Origin of the sequence: Niveibacterium sp., from assembly GCF_041909475.1 — a bacterium.
In the GTDB taxonomy this organism is placed as follows: Bacteria; Pseudomonadota; Gammaproteobacteria; order Burkholderiales; family Rhodocyclaceae; genus Niveibacterium.
In genome coordinates this window covers 1-15,613 of record NZ_JAYRDJ010000055.1, presented here as the reverse complement: position 1 = coordinate 15,613, position 15,613 = coordinate 1, and the positions used below count along the sequence as shown (strand labels likewise).

Sequence of the window (15,613 nt, the reverse complement as noted above, 5' to 3'; positions counted from 1 at the left end):
TTGTTTTGTCGTCGGGGGGGGGCTATGCCTGGTGGGGGGGGGGGGGGGCTATGTGCCGCCCCCGGCGGTTCCGACGTTCGATGCCTATGTGACGGCCAGCGGGGCGCCGACTTGAGCGCTACACACGAATTTCACAATTTGCCGGCGTTGCTGCGTTTGCCCGAACGCGCGCACTAAAAGAGCAGGGCTTTTCAGGCCGATGCTTGCGTTGCAAGGCTGGCCGAGCACCTTGGGCATCCATTGCTTCAGAACCGATCGCTGCACGGCTTGGCGGGGCGCGCGGAGGTTGCCTGCGTCTGCGACCCCGGCGATCGGTCGATGTGGCTCCGATCGTCGGTTCGGGCAATGCGTTGGTATGCCACGTCGCCATTCGCCCCAGACCTTTGACGCGTTCTTCGCCACCAAGCTCGGGCGCGGCAGCAGCCACGTCGGCCTGCACATTGTGCACAACGTCGTGAGCTCGGTGTTGGGGGGCGACATCGTCGCCAAATCGGTCGAGGGGGGCGGTCCCACCTTCCGCGTCGGCTTGCCCCTCACCGCCACCAGCCTGCTCGCGCCGCCGTTTTAAGGACTCTGCTGCGCTGGCCGGACAGGCTATTGGCTGCCAATGTAAAGCGGCGTGCGCGGAGCGCTGCGAAGATCGCGTCATTCTGTTTGGTTCAGGAGCCTGCATGAGCACCAACTCAACGCTGACCGCCAGCGCAATCCATCAAACCGTTCTCAATGAATTTTGCAGCCGCGGCCGGATGCTGCGTGATCGCTATTCAGGCGCGCCCTTGACGTCAGAGGACGTAACCCGCGCCATCGCAGAGGTCGAGCATCAAATCCACGAAGCGGGTGTTAACTGCCGACGCCGCCTTGCTCGCCGGCTACGTGCGCTCGAGGGGCGGTCGCTTGCTGTTGGCGAGCAGGTCGAGCTGGTCGAGGCGCTCAAGTTCGCGGCCGCACGTGCCCGCAGTAACGCTAACTACGAGTTGTCCATGGCGGCCGGGCTAAGCCGCCCGAACACGGTGCGGCCGGCGGCGCGCAGCAGGCTGTCGCCAGCAAGGGCGGCATAGCCGCGTCATCTGGCAGCGTTTGGCGTTCGCCTCGGCGCGCGCGTTGCCGCCGGTTTTTTGAAGGTCGCGACTTGAAAAGGGGGGAGGTCGCACCTATTATTAGCACTCGTTAGGGGTGAGTGCTAACAGCATGGCGCGCAAGCGCACCCCGCCGCTACCGTTTTTTCGGGGCCGGTTCGCCGGCCCGATTCATTGAACGTACTACGTACGAGGAGTGACCTGATGAAGATCCGTCCTTTGCACGACCGTGTGATCGTCAAGCGCATCGAAGCCGAGCGCACCACCGCATCCGGCATCGTGATCCCTGATTCCGCAGGCGAGAAGCCGGACCAGGGCGAAGTCGTCGCAGTTGGCCCGGGCAAGTTCCTGGACAACGGTGAAGTGCGCAAGGTTGATCTGAAGGTTGGCGACCGCGTGCTGTTCGGCAAGTACGCCGGCCAGACCGTCAAGGTCGATGGCCAGGAAGTCCTGGTCATGCGTGAAGAAGACATCCTGGGCGTGGTCGAGGCCTGAGCCTCCCGTTCCCCGGTCTGAAATTCCAGAGTATTCAGGAGCTACACAATGCCCGCTAAGCAAGTTCTGTTCGGCGACGACGCACGCGTCAAGATCGTCAATGGCGTCAACATCCTGGCCAACGCGGTCAAGGTCACCCTCGGCCCGAAGGGTCGCAACGTGGTGCTGGAGCGCTCGTTCGGCGCCCCGACCGTGACCAAGGACGGCGTCTCCGTCGCCAAGGAAATCGAGCTGAAGGACAAGTTCGAGAACATGGGCGCTCAGATGGTCAAGGAAGTTGCTTCCAAGACCTCGGACAACGCCGGTGACGGCACCACCACCGCGACCGTGCTGGCCCAGGCCATCGTCCGCGAAGGCATGAAGCTGGTCGTGTCGGGCCACAACCCGATGGACCTGAAGCGCGGTATCGACAAGGCTGTCACCGCCCTGGTCGCCGAAGTGAAGAAGGCTGCCAAGCCGACCACCACCTCGAAGGAAATCGCCCAGGTCGGTTCGATCTCGGCCAACTCCGACAGCTCGATCGGCGACATCATCGCCAGCGCGATGGACAAGGTCGGCAAGGCCGGCGTGATCACCGTCGAAGACGGCAAGTCGCTCGACAACGAGCTGGATGTCGTTGAAGGCATGCAGTTCGACCGCGGCTACCTGTCGCCGTACTTCATCAATAACCAGGAGCGTCAGATCGCCGCTCTGGACAACCCCTTCGTGCTGCTGTTCGACAAGAAGATCTCGAACATCCGCGACCTGCTGCCGGTGCTGGAGCAAGTGGCGAAGGCCGGTCGTCCGCTGCTGATCATCGCTGAAGACGTCGAAGGCGAAGCCCTGGCGACCCTGGTGGTGAACAACATCCGCGGCATCCTGAAGACCGTCGCCGTCAAGGCCCCGGGCTTCGGCGACCGTCGCAAGGCCATGCTCGAAGACATCGCCATCCTGACCGGCGGCACCGTGATCGCCGAGGAAGTTGGCCTGACGCTCGAGAAGGCCACCCTGGCCGACCTGGGCCAAGCCAAGCGCATCGAAGTCGAGAAGGAAAACACCACCATCATCGACGGCAACGGCAAGGCTGAAGCGATCCAGGCTCGTGTGGCCCAGATCGACGCCCTGATCGAAACCGCGACCAGCGACTACGACAAGGAAAAGCTGCAAGAGCGCAAGGCCAAGCTGGCCGGCGGTGTTGCGGTGATCAAGGTCGGCGCTGCGACCGAAGTCGAAATGAAGGAAAAGAAGGCCCGCGTCGAAGACGCGCTGCACGCTACCCGTGCCGCCGTTGAAGAAGGCGTGGTTGCCGGTGGTGGTGTTGCCCTGCTGCGCGCCCGCGCTGCGGTTGGCGCCATCAAGGGCGACAACGCCGACCAGGACGCCGGCATCAAGATCGTGCTGCGCGCGATCGAAGAGCCGCTGCGCCAGATCGTTGCGAACGCCGGCGACGAGCCGTCGGTCGTGATCGCCAAGGTGCTGGAAGGTTCGGGCAACTACGGCTACAACGCTTCGAACGGCACCTACGGTGACCTGGTTGAGCTGGGCGTGCTGGATCCGGCCAAGGTGACCCGCACCGCGCTGCAGAACGCCGCTTCGGTCGCTTCGCTGATCCTGACCACCGACGCGATGGTTGCCGAACTGCCGGAAGACAAGCCGGCCGGCGGCATGCCTGGCGGCATGGGCGGCATGGGCGGCATGGACATGGGCATGTAATTGCCCCGGTTCATCCGAACGGCTGAATGAAGAAACCCCGCTCCGGCGGGGTTTCTTTTTGGCGGATCGGTTTTCGATCCGGTTCTGGTGCGATCAGACTGGCGGCGCGAGCAGGCGATCGAGCTCGGCCTGCATCGCCGCTGCGGCCATGTCGCCCTTTGATTTGCGTGCAGCAGCGAGGAACTGGTCGCGGATCGCGGCGTAGTCGGCCAGGCTTTCCGCCTTCTCAACCTGCAACTGCAGCATGAAGCCCCGCAGGCCCAGCGTTTCGCGGATGTGCAGGTTGAAGTAGGCGTAGAGGGCGCGGCGCTGCTCCTGCTCGTCGGCGGGCGCGGCCTGCGTCGGGGCTTCGGCGGGTGCGAGCGGCATCTCGGTGTCGGGCGCGTCCGCGACCGCTTCTGGTGCCGCCGCGGGGGTGCCGGCACCGGCGATCAGGCCGTGGCTGATCAGTTCCTTGAAACTGTCCTCGGTCACGCCGATCGTTTGCAGGGTGTCCAGCAATTCGCCTGCGCGGTGCTTGCCGTCGATCAGCACGAGCAGGGAGCGCACGCGCGGATGAAGGCGAATCTGGCGTGCGGTGATCTCCTGCGCGCCGGCTTCGGTCTTGAAGAAGACGGTATCTCTCATGTTGTCTCTCTCGCTGGCGCACCTCGTCGTGTGCGCCTCTTTCTTTTTTTACTGTGCTTGCTTCTGCGGTCAGGCGCAATGCCGGATCGCCGCCGATTCAAAACCGCTGAACGCCGCTTTGTTGCATCAATGCGACACATGCAATCCGCTGGCGTATGGTCTCAATGATCCGCGAAGGGTATGCGATTTGCAAATTCAACGATTGCTGATCCATGTTTTTCAAGGCTTGCGCGTGAAGGGGCTGGGGGTACGAAAAAGCCCCGCTGACGTTCGCCGTGTTTTGCCTCTTGATTTGCAGGCACGCAACAGTAATATCGAAAGTGGCTGCCCTCACGTGGCCAAACATTCCTGAAGCCCCGTGCGTTTCGTGCGGGGCTTTTTTTCGCCATTGCGCTCCCGATACCTGCGCGGCGACGCCTCAAAGGGGCGGTGCTAAACTGCCGCACGCAGCGCGCCGGCGTCCTGCCGGTGCGGCTTCCGGGGCATCCCATGCGAATCCTGCTGGCCGAAGACGACGAGATCATTGCCGACGCGCTGATTCGCGCGCTCAAGCGCGGCGGCTTCGCGGTGGATCATGTGCCGACCGGCAGTGAGGCCGATGCGGCGCTCGCCAGCCAGTCCTACGACCTCGTAGTGCTCGATCTCGGCCTGCCCAAGCTACCGGGCATCGAAGTGCTCAAGCGCCTGCGCGCGCGCAAATCCACCACGCCGGTTCTGATCCTTACCGCACAGGATGCGATCGAAGAGCGCGTGCGCGGACTCGACGCTGGCGCCGACGATTACATGACCAAGCCCTTCGCGCTGCCCGAACTCGAAGCGCGCGCCCGCGCGCTGACGCGGCGTGGCACCGGCCAGGGGCGTTGCATCACGCTGGGCCTGCTTTCCTACGACCAGGCCGACCGTGTCGTGATGGTGAACGGGCAGGTGGTGGAGCTTTCGGCGCGCGAAATCGGCGTGCTGGAAACCCTGCTGTTGCGCGCCGGCCGCCTCGTCAGCAAGGAACAGTTGGTCGACCACCTCTGCGGCTGGGGCGAGGAGGTCTCGCACAACGCGATCGAGGTCTACGTCCACCGCCTGCGCAAGAAGCTGGAGCCCTCGGGCCTGAAGATCGCGACCGTGCGCGGCCTGGGCTACTGCTTAGAAAAGCCGGATGCGGCTACCTAGATGGCCGGGCTCCGCGTCGTCCAAGGGCGGCGCGGCAGGGCGACGCCCACCGTACTCGCTCTTCGGCGAGATCCTCGACTGGATGCTCGCCCCGCTGTTGTTCCTGTGGCCGATCTCGATCATCGCCACCCATCACGTCGCACAGGGGATTGCCGACAAACCCTACGACCGCGCGCTGGAGGCCAACGTGGCAGCGATCGCGCGGCTGATGCAGGTCGATGCGATGGGGCGGGTCACGGTGAACTTCCCCGCGCCGGCGCGCGCGCTGCTGCGCGCCGATGAAGAAGACGCGATCTACTATCAGGTGATCGGCCCACGCGGCGAACTCGTGGTGGGCGATGCCGAGTTGCCGCCGCCACCGCCCGAACCGGCGGAAGATGAGGAACATCCGGCGCGCGCGCTGCATTTTGCTGACCTCGAAATCGCTGGCGAGGATGTGCGTATCGCGCGCCGCCGCTTCCTGCTGCCCGAAGGCAAGGGTGAGGCGATCGTGCAGGTAGCCGAAACGCGCAACAAGCGCGAGGCGCTCGCGTCGCGCATCGTCACCGGCGTGTTGCTGCCGCAGTTCCTCGTGATCCCGGCGACCGTGGTGCTGGTGTGGCTGGGGCTCACGCGCGGCATTGCGCCGCTGAACCGGCTGCAGGCACTGATCCGACGCCGCCGCCCGGCCGACCTGTCGCCGATCGAGCCTGCCAGCGTGCCGGAGGAGGTGCGCCCGTTGATTGTGGCCTTCAACGACATGATGCAGCGCCTCGACGAAAACCTGCAGGCACAGCAGCGCTTCGTGGCAGACGCCGCACACCAGATGCGCACGCCGCTCGCGGGCCTGAAGATGCAGACCGAGCTGGCCTTGTCGGAACACGATCCGCAGGAACTGCGCGAATCGCTGCAGCGCATTCATACCAGCGCCGAACGCGCTGCGCACCTGATCAACCAGTTGCTCGCGCTGGCCCGTGCTGAAGCGAGTTCGCACGGCCCGAGCGGCCTTGAGCGGATCGATCTCGAACAACTCGTGCGTGAAGTGGCGACCGAGTTCGTGCCGCGTGCGTTGCACAAGGGGGTCGACCTAGGGGTAGAGACCACCGGCTGGCCATTGGCGGTGGACGGCATGCCGGTGCTGTTGCGCGAGATGCTGAAGAACCTGATCGACAACGCAATCAAATACACGCCCAGCGGTGGCCATGTCACGGTGTTCTCGGCCTACGACGCGGCGCGTCCGCGTGTCGCACTGCTCGGGGTGCAGGACGACGGCGTCGGCATCCCTGCCGAGGATCGCGAGCGGGTATTCGAGCGCTTCTACCGCGTGCTCGGCAGCGGTGTGGAAGGCAGCGGACTAGGGCTGCCGATCGTGCGCGAGATTGCCGACCTGCACGCTGCGACGATCCGTCTGGAGGCCGGGCCGGACGGTGTCGGCACGCGCTTCCTGATCGAATTTCCGCGCGCCGGCGAGCCTGTCGGGCCGCACCCGCAAGCCATGGGCGAATGATCGCCGTTTCGCGCAAACCCGCGCCAGCACTCGATTTTTGGTGCATTGCAGCGTAAGTCGCCCGTAAGTCAGCCCTCCTAGCCTGCATCCGTCGTACATCTGTCTGGAAAGACGGGGCGACTGCAGGACCCACCCAATTGGAGGAGACATGGCACAAGTTGGCAGCATGGCTATCGAGCCGAAGGCTCGTGGCATCACTGCTGAGGAACGCAAGGTGATCTTTGCGTCATCCCTCGGCACGGTGTTCGAGTGGTACGACTTCTATCTCTACGGTTCGCTGGCGGCCATCATCGCCAAGCACTTCTTCGCCGGCGTGAACGAGACCACCTCGTTCATCTTCGCCTTGCTGGCTTTCGCGGCCGGTTTTGCGGTGCGCCCGTTCGGCGCGATCGTGTTCGGCCGCCTCGGCGACATGATCGGCCGCAAGTACACCTTCCTGGTGACGATCCTCATCATGGGTATCTCGACGGCCATCGTCGGCATGCTGCCCACCTATGCGCAGATCGGCGTGGCCGCGCCGGTGATCTTGATCTCGCTGCGCTTGCTGCAGGGCCTCGCGCTCGGCGGCGAGTACGGCGGCGCGGCGACCTACGTTGCCGAGCATGCGCCGAAGGGCAAGCGTGGCCTCTTCACCTCGTTCATCCAGACTACGGCGACGCTGGGCCTGTTCCTGTCGCTGCTGGTGATCCTGACCTGCCGCACGCTGCTGGGCAAGGATGAGTTCGAAGACTGGGGCTGGCGGATTCCGTTCCTGATCTCGGTGCTGCTGCTGATCGTGTCGGTATACATCCGCCTTCAGCTCAACGAGTCGCCGGTGTTCAAGAAGATGAAGGAAGAGGGCAAGGCCTCGAAGGCGCCGCTGACCGAATCCTTTGCGCGCTGGGAGAACCTCAAGATCGTGATCTTCTCGCTGCTGGGCGGCACGGCGGGGCAGGCGGTGGTGTGGTACACCGGCCAGTTCTACGCGCTGTTCTTCCTGCTGCAGACGCTGAAGATCGACCCGATGACGGCCAACCTGCTGATCGCCGGTTCGCTCGCGATCGGCACGCCGTTCTTCATCGTGTTCGGCGGCCTGTCGGACAGGATCGGCCGCAAGCCGATCATCATGATCGGCTGTGTGCTGGCGGCGCTGACCTACTTCCCGATCTTCAAGGCGCTGACCCAGTACGGCAACCCGGACATCTTTGCTGCACAAGCGGCCAGCCCGGTCGTGGTGGTGGCGGATGACAAGGCCTGTTCCTTCCAGTTCGATCCGGTCGGCAAGGCCAAGTTCACCAGCTCCTGCGATATCGCCAAGGGCGCGCTGGCGAAGAAGTACATCCCGTACTCGAACGAAGCGGCTGCACCGGGTGCGGTGGCGCAGATCAAGGTCGGCTCGACCGTGATCGCCGCCTACGAAGGCACCGGCTTGCCGAAGGATGAAGCCAAGGCGAAGAAGGACGCGTTCGACAAGGAGCTCGGCGCCGCCTTGAAGGCTGCCGGCTACCCGGACAAGGCCGACCCGGCCAAGACCAACATCCCGATGGTGCTCGTGCTGCTCACCATCCTCGTCATCTACGTGACGATGGTGTACGGCCCGATCGCGGCATGGCTGGTCGAATTGTTCCCAGCGCGCATCCGCTACACATCCATGTCGCTGCCGTATCACATCGGCAACGGCTGGTTCGGCGGCTTCCTGCCGACCGTGGCGTTCGCGATGGTGGCGGCCACCGGCGACATCTACTACGGCCTCTGGTACCCGATCGTGATCGCGGTGATGACTGCCGTGCTGGGCACGCTGTTCATGCCCGAGACCAAGGATCGCGACATTCACCACGCCTGATGCAAGTGGGGCGGGCTTGCCCGCCCCGTGCATACGCCCGGCTCTGGCCGGGCATTTTTTTGGAGAACTCGTTTGATGATATCAATCGCAGAGGGCGCAAAGAAGCTGCGCATTGGCATGGCGGTGGCGTTATCCTCGCCGCTGATGGCGTTCGCATCGGGGGGCGATTCCGGCACCGGTGCGGTGGGCGAAATGGAGATCACTGGCAGTCAGTTGATGCTGGTGCTCGGCGGCGTCGTGGTCGTCGGTATCGCGTTGTGGCTGGTGATCAAACTCATGAACAAGTGATTCCCGGCGTCTTCGTCGTGGAGGCTTTGTGAAACTCGCGTTGCTTGCCGATATCCACAGCAACATCGAGGCGCTCGATGCCTGCATTGAACATGCGCGGCAGGAGGGGGCGGAGGCCTTTGCGGTGCTGGGCGATCTGGTCGGCTACGGTGCCGACCCCGGCCCAGTGGTCGACCGCATTCTCGGTCTGGGTGCGGCGCTCCACGTTGCCGTGCTGGGCAACCACGATGCGGCGGCGGTGGGGCGCAGCGAAGAGCCGATGAACGACGAGGCGCAGGCCGCGATCGCGTGGACCACGCCGCAACTCAACGACGAGCAACGCGGCTTCCTTGTGCAACTGCCGCTGATGGTGCGCGACGACGATGTCACCTGGGTGCACGCCAGCGCGGATTGCCCCGAACAGTTTCCGTACGTGGCCAGCGCCGCGGACGCCCGGGCCAGCCTTGCTGTGGCGGACACCCGCTACGTGTTCTGCGGCCATGTGCATGACCCCACGCTTTATTACGTTGGCTCCGACGGGCGTCTGACGCCGTTCTGGCCGACGCCGGGTGTGGCGATTCCGGTCGGGCGGCACCGCAGCTGGCTCGGCATCGTCGGTTCCTGCGGCCAGCCGCGCGACGGCCGCACCGGTGCCTGGTACGCGATGTTCGATCGTGCCCGCGCGCGGCTGAGCTATCACCGCGTGCCCTACGACGCCGCGAGCGCGGCCGCCAAGATCCGCCGTGCCGGGCTGGCCGAGCGCTTCGCCTTGCAGATAGAAGGCCTCGCCTGATGTTGGCGACCGAGCTCTCACCGGGCGACGAGATCGACGGTTACCGCATCGAAGCCCGCCTGCACGCCGGCGGCATGGCGGTGATCTACCGCGTGTCGCGCAGCGATCTGCCCGGCCCCGCGGTGATGAAGGTGCCGCGCCTGGGGCAGGGCGAGCCGGGCGCCACCGTGGTGAGTTTCGAAGTCGAGCAGATGGTGCTCGAAGCCCTCGACGGTGGCCCGGTGCCGAAGCTCTACGCGGTGGGCGATCTGGCGCGCAATCCGTATCTGGTGATGGCGCATGTCGAGGGGCAAACGCTATCGAGCCTGCTCGATTACGGCCCGCTTGCCGAAACCGACGTTCGGCGCATCGGCGCGGCGGTGGCGAACGCGGTGCAGCAACTGCATGAACACGAGGTCATCCACCTCGACATCAAACCTTCCAACATCATCCTGCGGCCGGACGGCTGCGCGGTGCTGATCGACCTCGGGCTCGCGCGGCACGCCCATCTCCCCGATCTGCTCGCGGAAGAGTTTCGTCGCCCGCTTGGCTCGGCCCCATACATTGCACCGGAGCAGGTGCTGGGAATTCGCAGCGAAGCGCGCAGTGACGTATTTGCGCTCGGCGTGATGCTGTACGAATTCGCCACCGGCAGTTATCCGTTCGGCGCGCCGACCTCTCCCGGCGGCATGCGCAAGCGCGTGCGCCAGAGCCCGGTGCCGCCGCGCGGACGCGGGCCGGCCCGGGCCGAAGCCGTGCAGGAAACGATCTATCGCTGCCTGGAAGTGAACGTCGAGCGCCGGCTCGCGAGCGCCAAGCAGCTTGCCTTTGAACTGCAGCACCCTGATCAGGTCGCGATCACCGAGCGCGGCCGCCGCACACGCCGGCAGGGCGCGTTGCAGCGCCTGCGCAACTGGGTCTTCGGTCTTGGCTATGAACCCGAGGTGGTAGTCGCACCGGCCGCGCGCGCGAGCGAAGCGCCGATCATCATGGTCGCGGTGGCCACCGCCTACACCAACGAGAAGCACCAGCAGGCGATTCGCAACGCAGTGCGTCGATTCGCGCTGGCGATGCCTGACGCACGCGTGGCGTGTGTGACGGTGAGCAAGCCGCAGCCGGTGATGGGCACCTCCGACGAGGCCACCAGCGGGCCGCGCCAGCATCTTCAACAACTGATCCAGCTGCGCCACTGGGCGGAGCCGATCGCCTTGCCGGCCAGCCGCATCACTTTCCATGTGCTGGAGGCGGCCGACCCCGCCGACGGCCTGCTCGAATATGCGCGCGGCAACAGCGTCGACCACATCCTGATCGGCGCGCCGCCGCCCAATCTGGTCGGCCGCAACATCCTGCCGCCGGTGGCAGACAAGGTCATCAGCGACGCCCCCTGCAGCGTCACCATCGTCCGCCCGCGCTAACGCGGCCGCAGCCACGCCGTAAGCGAACCGTCAGCGCTCCGTCAGCGCCGAGTCAGGCTCGGCGCCTAACCTCCGCCATCACGCTGTGACAAGCGCGAATAAAAGGAGGAGGGGCAATGAGCAGCAAGGCGATCAACTGGGCGGCGATCGACGCCGACCCGCGGTTCCAGCGACTGCACGCCAAAAAGACGTCATTCCTGATGGGGTTGATGATCTTCTCGGTCGTGTACTACTTCCTGCTGCCGATCGGTGCAGCGTATTTCCAGGATGTCTACAAGATCAAGGTCTTCGGGCCGGTGAACGTCGGCTTGCTGTTCGCGCTGTCGGAATTCATCGTCGCCTGGACCATCGCCTTCTACTACTCGAAGAAGGCCAACACCGAGTTCGACGCGATGGCGGAAGAGCTCGTGCGTGAAGCAGAACGGATCGGGGGCTGAACCATGGAATTGCGCAGCAAACTTCTACCGGGTGCGCTCGGTCTCGCCGCAGTCCTGGCCGCCGGCCCTGCGCTCGCGCAGGGTGCTGTCGCGCCTGAATGGCGCTGGCTGACCTTCCTCGTTTTCGCGGCGATCATCGCGCTGACGATGTTCGTGACCTACGTAGCGTCGAAGCGGGTGCACTCCGCGTCGGACTTCTACACCGCCGGTGGCGGCGTCTCGGGCCTGCAGAACGGCTGGGCGATCGCCGGTGACTATCTGTCCGCCGCATCCTTCCTCGGCATCGCGGGTCTCATCAGCCTTTATGGCTACGATGGTTTCATGTACTCGGTCGGCTGGCTGGTGGCCTACATCACCGTATTGCTGGTGATCGCAGAGCCGTGCCGCAACATCGGCAAGTACACGCTCGCTGACATCCTCGCCTACCGCAACGATCCGAAGAAGACGCGCGTGGTTGGCGCGATCTCGGTCATCACCGTATCCACCTTCTACCTCACCGCGCAGATGGTCGGCGGCGGTGTGCTGGTGAAGACGCTGATCGGTATCGACTACGAAGTGTCGGTGATCACCGTTGGCGTACTGATGCTGGCCTATGTGCTGTTCGGCGGCATGGTCGCAACCACCTACGTGCAGATCATCAAGGCGGTGCTGCTGGTGTGCGCATCGCTGGTGCTGGTGGCCTTCGTGTGGGCGCCGTACGGCTTCAGCCTGCCGGGCTTCCTCGACGCCGTCGTGGCGGATCCGAAGGTGCAGGCGCAGGTTGCCGCGCTGCTCGGCGATCCGGCGAAGAACATGTCGCCGGCTGAACTGGGCCAACGCTTCCTTGAGCCGGGCCTCTACTTCAAGGCGCCGATCGATCAGATCTCGCTCGGCATTGCGCTCGTCTTCGGTACCGCCGGCCTGCCGCACATCCTGATGCGCTTCTTCACCGTACCGACGGCGAAAGAGGCACGCAAGTCGGTGATCTGGGCGATGGCGATCATCGGCGGCTTCTATGTGCTGACGATCTTCCTCGGCATGGGGTCCGCGATCAAGGTTGGCCCGGAAGGTATCAAGGCGGTCGATGCCGGCGGCAACATGGCGGCACCGCTGCTCGCGCAGTTCGTCGGTGGTGGCGGCAACAGCTTCCTCGGCAACTTCATGCTGGCCTTTGTGGCTGCGGTCGCGTTCGCCACCATCGTGGCGGTGGTTGCCGGCCTGGTGCTCGCGGCGGCCTCTGCGGTGGCGCACGACTTGTATGTCGGCGTCGTCAAGGGTGGTCACGCTAGCCAGGCAGAGCAAGTGCGCGCAGCGCGCATCGCTACCGTGTTCGTCGGCGCACTGGCCATCGTGATCGGCATCGCCGCCAAGGGCCAGAACGTTGCCCACCTGGTTGCGCTCGCCTTCGCCGTGGCCGCCTCGGCCAACTTCCCGTGCGTGCTGCTGACGCTGTACTGGAAGCGCTGCAACACTGGCGGCATCGTGGCGGGCATGATCATCGGCACGATCACCGCGATCGGCCTCGTGATGGTTTCGCCGAACATGACCTACCCGAAGGCCGTGCGCGCCGCTGCGCAAAAGGTGCTCGACGGTGAGGCCGAGAAGCGTGCGGCGATCGCCAAGCTTGTCGCCGCCGCTGACGAGGCTTCCACCGCCAAGGCTACGAAGCAGACGGCTGCGCTCGACAAGGCGGTGAAGAAGGCCAACGACGACCTCAAGAAAGTCGAAGGTCAGGAGACCTCGATCGTCGGTCTCGAAAAGCCGCTGTTCGAGTTGAAGAACCCGGGCCTGATCTCGATTCCGCTCGGCTTCCTCGCCGTGATTCTTGGCTCGCTGCTCTACCGCGACAAGCGCGCCGAGGACATGTGGGACGAACTCTATGTGCGCCAGAACACCGGCATCCTTGCCGCGAAGGCAGTTGCGCACTAGAACACAGTTAGTGTCACTCCATCTCTCGCCCCTCTGCGGAGGGGCGTTTTTTTGGTCACGAGCCGGCGGGCCGCCCCAAAATCAAGAAGTGTTTGACTTTCCGAATATCTCAGCTAGAATGCTTAGCTCTTCGGCCAGATAGCTCAGTTGGTAGAGCAGCGGATTGAAAATCCGCGTGTCGGTGGTTCGATTCCGCCTCTGGCCACCAAATTAAATGCCTTGCAAATCAATGGCTTGCGAAGGTGTTCGACGAAGGCGGCCCCTCAGAAGGCCGCCTTTTTTGTTGGTTTCTGACACTTTTCTGTCAGATTCAACGACGGCAGCCTGCGCTCGACTGCGCCGAACCGCGCCGTTTCGCGCCCCGAGGCCCCGCAACGCGTTACGCCCATCCTCTCAAGGAGTGCGTGATGACTGTTCCGGTCGCTTTCTCTTCCGCTTCAAATTCTCTTGTCCCTTCCCTTGCTCGGGCGGTTCGTCTGCTGCGCGTGAGCTCGTCCGCGCGGGGGGTGCATCATGGCTGAGCCGTATCGCGAAGGTCGCGGCTGGGCGATGCGCCAGCGCCATCGGGGCCAGGATTTCTATGTCTCTGGTCAGGCGTCGGCAGCCGCTGCCCGCCGCGCGATGGCCGCAGCCATTGCGCTCGCACATGAGGGTGGAAGCCCTGATGGACACGCTGCACGACGGACCTCGCTTGCGCAGGCCCTGCAGCGCTATGGCTTGGAGCGCCTGCCGACGATGAAGGGGGCGCGTCAGGAGGCCGGGCGCATCAACCGATACTTGCGCAGTGTCGGCTTGGAGACGCTTGTCGTGCGCCCGGTCGCTGGTGACGCGGCGGAGCCCGATGCGGGGCAATCGGAAGGGGCGAGTGCAACGCTGGCTCATCCGGCGCGAAATCGGCTACGCAAAGCACCGGTCGTGCACTGGGTCGTGACGCTCGCGCCGCCGACGGCGACGCGCCCCGTCCCCAAGGGACTTGCCGGCACACGAAGCACGCTTGCTCGCCTGTCGGAAAACAGTGACCGTTTGCGCGCGCAATTGGCTTCGCGCCCGGTGGGGGACGTGCACCGCGCGGATGTGCAGCGCCTCATAGATGCGCTCTGCTCAGACGGACTGAGCGCGGCATCGGTGGGGCTGGAGCGTGCGCTGCTGCGCAGTTTCTTCAACCATGCCAAACGCCGGTGGGGTTTGTCACTCCGGGAGAATTTCGCGACGGTCCTGAAGCTGCCGACTGTCTCCAATGGACGCGAGCGCACCCTGACCGATGACGAGGAGCGGCGGATACTCGCCGCGAGTGAGACTTGTCACAGCGCTCGGGTGCGCCCCGCCATTGAGCTGCTGTTGGCGACGGCGATGCGTTGCAGCGAGCTTCTGGCCCTGCGCTGGGGGCGCGTGGAACTGGCCGCGCATCGGGTGCGTCTGCGTGACTCCAAGTCTGGGCCGCGCTTCGTGCCGCTCCTGCCGGAGGCCGAGGCGGTACTGGCGCGTCTGCAGGCGACTTGTCCCTGTGGGCCCGAGGAGCGCGTCATTCCGATGACCTACGAGGCGCTTAAGGCGGCCTGGCAGCGCATTTGCGAGCGCGCGGGCGTTGAAGGGGTCAACCTGCATGACCTGCGGCACACCGCAGCGACGCGTGTGGGCCGTCTGACCGGAAGCGTCCTCGCGGTCATGGCGCTCACCGGCCACAAGACCGTCTCGCAGGCGATGCGTTACACCCATGTCGCCGCGGAAGACTGCCGCGACGCGGTGTTGCGCGCCCGGGCCTCGCTCGGGCAAACGCCGGTGCCGGACGCATCGCCGCCGCCGGCGTCGGTGTCGCCGGAGGGGAATGCGCTTCGCGCATCGTTGTCGACCAAGGTGGTTCAGGTCGATTTTCGCCGCGCTCGCCGCGCTTGAGCGCAGGGCGCCTCAGGTCACTTGTCCTGAGGCGCCTGTGCGTGTGCCGCTCAAGTCAATTTGTCTTGAGCGCCCGGGTTTGTCTTGGCGTTCGGCGTTTAAAAAGGATGCAGACACTGGTCTCAATCACTTCATTGAGGACCTTGTGTCATGAACCGTCGAGTACTTCACCTGACCTGCGTTGGTCGGGTTGCACGCCCCCTTCAGTCGTCCAGCGCCTTCGTTCGGGAGGTGAGCCATGGCTAAGCCATACAAGGAGGGGCGCGGCTGGGCCATGCGCAAGCGCTTCAAGGGCCACGACATTTACGTTTCCGGGTGCCAGAGCCGGGCCGAGGCCGAGCAGGCGATGGCGAAGAAAATCGCCGCCATCACCGGGACGCCCAATCCCAAGCGCCGCGGAGCGGAAGAGATGACGCTGGGGCAGGCGTTGCAGTGTTGAGGATCACCTAAAACTGACCCAGTGCGATCGTTGAAAATTGACCCACCCTGCAAGGCTACCCGAGGGGGCCTTGGTCTGTGAAAGTCAGTTGTTCCTGCGGTTCGGTTTTTCCTCCTTTTC

Annotated in this window: 16 protein-coding genes and 1 tRNA gene; 16 read left to right on the top strand and 1 reads right to left on the bottom strand. The window is 64.7% G+C overall.

Features of this window, described 5'->3' with window-relative positions:
* Window positions 1-355 precede the first annotated feature (355 nt).
* The 4 genes from ACE3P0_RS20725 to groL all read left to right on the top strand — a co-directional run bounded on the left by ACE3P0_RS20725 (window position 356) and on the right by groL (window position 3,263).
* Window positions 356-568: an ATP-binding protein gene (locus tag ACE3P0_RS20725; protein ID WP_374404704.1), complete on the top strand. Its 213-nt coding sequence runs from the start codon at window positions 356-358 to the stop codon at window positions 566-568.
* Between the two features lie 103 nt (window positions 569-671).
* Window positions 672-1,058 carry a hypothetical protein gene (locus ACE3P0_RS20720; RefSeq protein ID WP_374404703.1) on the top strand — a complete coding sequence of 129 codons (387 nt, stop codon included), beginning with the start codon at window positions 672-674 and terminating at the stop codon, window positions 1,056-1,058.
* 222 nt (window positions 1,059-1,280) lie between these two features.
* Complete coding sequence (locus ACE3P0_RS20715) at window positions 1,281-1,571, top strand: co-chaperone GroES (RefSeq protein ID WP_172204934.1); 291 nt, start codon at window positions 1,281-1,283, stop codon at window positions 1,569-1,571.
* Between the two features lie 48 nt (window positions 1,572-1,619).
* The gene (gene groL / locus ACE3P0_RS20710) at window positions 1,620-3,263 is read left to right on the top strand and encodes a chaperonin GroEL (protein WP_172204931.1); all 1,644 of its coding nucleotides are present in this window, start codon (window positions 1,620-1,622) and stop codon (window positions 3,261-3,263) included.
* Between the two features lie 93 nt (window positions 3,264-3,356).
* Here groL and ACE3P0_RS20705 read toward each other — a convergent pair whose 3' ends face one another.
* Window positions 3,357-3,890: a hypothetical protein gene (locus tag ACE3P0_RS20705; RefSeq protein ID WP_374404702.1), complete on the bottom strand. Its 534-nt coding sequence runs from the start codon at window positions 3,888-3,890 to the stop codon at window positions 3,357-3,359.
* Here ACE3P0_RS20705 and ACE3P0_RS20700 point away from each other — a divergent pair.
* The 12 genes from ACE3P0_RS20700 to ACE3P0_RS20645 all read left to right on the top strand — a co-directional run bounded on the left by ACE3P0_RS20700 (window position 3,889) and on the right by ACE3P0_RS20645 (window position 15,493).
* Window positions 3,889-4,242, top strand: a complete 354-nt coding sequence (locus ACE3P0_RS20700) for a hypothetical protein (RefSeq protein ID WP_374404701.1) — start codon at window positions 3,889-3,891, stop codon at window positions 4,240-4,242. The genes ACE3P0_RS20705 and ACE3P0_RS20700 overlap by 2 nt on opposite strands.
* A gap of 137 nt (window positions 4,243-4,379) precedes the next feature.
* The gene (locus tag ACE3P0_RS20695) at window positions 4,380-5,054 is read left to right on the top strand and encodes a response regulator (RefSeq protein ID WP_374404700.1); all 675 of its coding nucleotides are present in this window, start codon (window positions 4,380-4,382) and stop codon (window positions 5,052-5,054) included.
* A complete protein-coding gene (locus ACE3P0_RS20690) occupies window positions 5,041-6,540 on the top strand; it encodes a sensor histidine kinase (RefSeq protein WP_374404699.1) in 1,500 nt (499 codons plus the stop codon). Before ACE3P0_RS20695 ends, ACE3P0_RS20690 begins: the two co-directional genes overlap by 14 nt.
* A gap of 148 nt (window positions 6,541-6,688) precedes the next feature.
* Window positions 6,689-8,362, top strand: coding sequence for an MFS transporter (locus ACE3P0_RS20685; RefSeq protein WP_374404698.1), 1,674 nt, complete (start codon window positions 6,689-6,691; stop codon window positions 8,360-8,362).
* Window positions 8,363-8,437: 75 nt separating this feature from the next.
* Window positions 8,438-8,650, top strand: a complete 213-nt coding sequence (locus ACE3P0_RS20680) for a hypothetical protein (RefSeq protein WP_374404697.1) — start codon at window positions 8,438-8,440, stop codon at window positions 8,648-8,650.
* Window positions 8,651-8,678: 28 nt separating this feature from the next.
* The gene (locus ACE3P0_RS20675; protein ID WP_374404696.1) at window positions 8,679-9,422 is read left to right on the top strand and encodes a metallophosphoesterase; all 744 of its coding nucleotides are present in this window, start codon (window positions 8,679-8,681) and stop codon (window positions 9,420-9,422) included.
* Complete coding sequence (locus ACE3P0_RS20670) at window positions 9,422-10,816, top strand: serine/threonine protein kinase (protein ID WP_374404695.1); 1,395 nt, start codon at window positions 9,422-9,424, stop codon at window positions 10,814-10,816. Before ACE3P0_RS20675 ends, ACE3P0_RS20670 begins: the two co-directional genes overlap by 1 nt.
* A 116-nt stretch (window positions 10,817-10,932) precedes the next feature.
* Complete coding sequence (locus tag ACE3P0_RS20665) at window positions 10,933-11,253, top strand: DUF485 domain-containing protein (protein WP_172204908.1); 321 nt, start codon at window positions 10,933-10,935, stop codon at window positions 11,251-11,253.
* 3 nt (window positions 11,254-11,256) lie between these two features.
* The gene (locus tag ACE3P0_RS20660; RefSeq protein ID WP_172204905.1) at window positions 11,257-13,161 is read left to right on the top strand and encodes a cation acetate symporter; all 1,905 of its coding nucleotides are present in this window, start codon (window positions 11,257-11,259) and stop codon (window positions 13,159-13,161) included.
* 132 nt (window positions 13,162-13,293) lie between these two features.
* Window positions 13,294-13,369 (top strand) — tRNA-Phe (locus ACE3P0_RS20655).
* A 305-nt stretch (window positions 13,370-13,674) separates the two neighbouring features.
* On the top strand, window positions 13,675-15,054 hold the full coding sequence (locus ACE3P0_RS20650; RefSeq protein WP_374404693.1) for a tyrosine-type recombinase/integrase: 1,380 nt from the start codon (window positions 13,675-13,677) through the stop codon (window positions 15,052-15,054).
* 238 nt (window positions 15,055-15,292) lie between these two features.
* Complete coding sequence (locus tag ACE3P0_RS20645; RefSeq protein ID WP_374404692.1) at window positions 15,293-15,493, top strand: hypothetical protein; 201 nt, start codon at window positions 15,293-15,295, stop codon at window positions 15,491-15,493.
* The last annotated feature ends 120 nt before the right edge of the window (window positions 15,494-15,613 follow it).

Excerpts from the sequence above, each read along its gene's own strand:
- ACE3P0_RS20725 (WP_374404704.1), top strand. The coding sequence starts at position 356 with ATGCCACGTCGCCATTCGCCCCAGACCTTTGACGCGTTCTTCGCCACC.
- ACE3P0_RS20720 (WP_374404703.1), top strand. The coding sequence starts at position 672 with ATGAGCACCAACTCAACGCTGACCGCCAGCGCAATCCATCAAACCGTT.
- ACE3P0_RS20715 (WP_172204934.1), top strand. The coding sequence starts at position 1,281 with ATGAAGATCCGTCCTTTGCACGACCGTGTGATCGTCAAGCGCATCGAA.
- groL (WP_172204931.1), top strand. The coding sequence starts at position 1,620 with ATGCCCGCTAAGCAAGTTCTGTTCGGCGACGACGCACGCGTCAAGATC.
- ACE3P0_RS20700 (WP_374404701.1), top strand. The coding sequence starts at position 3,889 with ATGTTGTCTCTCTCGCTGGCGCACCTCGTCGTGTGCGCCTCTTTCTTT.
- ACE3P0_RS20705 (WP_374404702.1), bottom strand. The coding sequence starts at position 3,890 with ATGAGAGATACCGTCTTCTTCAAGACCGAAGCCGGCGCGCAGGAGATC.
- ACE3P0_RS20695 (WP_374404700.1), top strand. The coding sequence starts at position 4,380 with ATGCGAATCCTGCTGGCCGAAGACGACGAGATCATTGCCGACGCGCTG.
- ACE3P0_RS20690 (WP_374404699.1), top strand. The coding sequence starts at position 5,041 with ATGCGGCTACCTAGATGGCCGGGCTCCGCGTCGTCCAAGGGCGGCGCG.
- ACE3P0_RS20685 (WP_374404698.1), top strand. The coding sequence starts at position 6,689 with ATGGCACAAGTTGGCAGCATGGCTATCGAGCCGAAGGCTCGTGGCATC.
- ACE3P0_RS20680 (WP_374404697.1), top strand. The coding sequence starts at position 8,438 with ATGATATCAATCGCAGAGGGCGCAAAGAAGCTGCGCATTGGCATGGCG.
- ACE3P0_RS20670 (WP_374404695.1), top strand. The coding sequence starts at position 9,422 with ATGTTGGCGACCGAGCTCTCACCGGGCGACGAGATCGACGGTTACCGC.
- ACE3P0_RS20665 (WP_172204908.1), top strand. The coding sequence starts at position 10,933 with ATGAGCAGCAAGGCGATCAACTGGGCGGCGATCGACGCCGACCCGCGG.
- ACE3P0_RS20660 (WP_172204905.1), top strand. The coding sequence starts at position 11,257 with ATGGAATTGCGCAGCAAACTTCTACCGGGTGCGCTCGGTCTCGCCGCA.
- ACE3P0_RS20650 (WP_374404693.1), top strand. The coding sequence starts at position 13,675 with ATGGCTGAGCCGTATCGCGAAGGTCGCGGCTGGGCGATGCGCCAGCGC.
- ACE3P0_RS20645 (WP_374404692.1), top strand. The coding sequence starts at position 15,293 with ATGGCTAAGCCATACAAGGAGGGGCGCGGCTGGGCCATGCGCAAGCGC.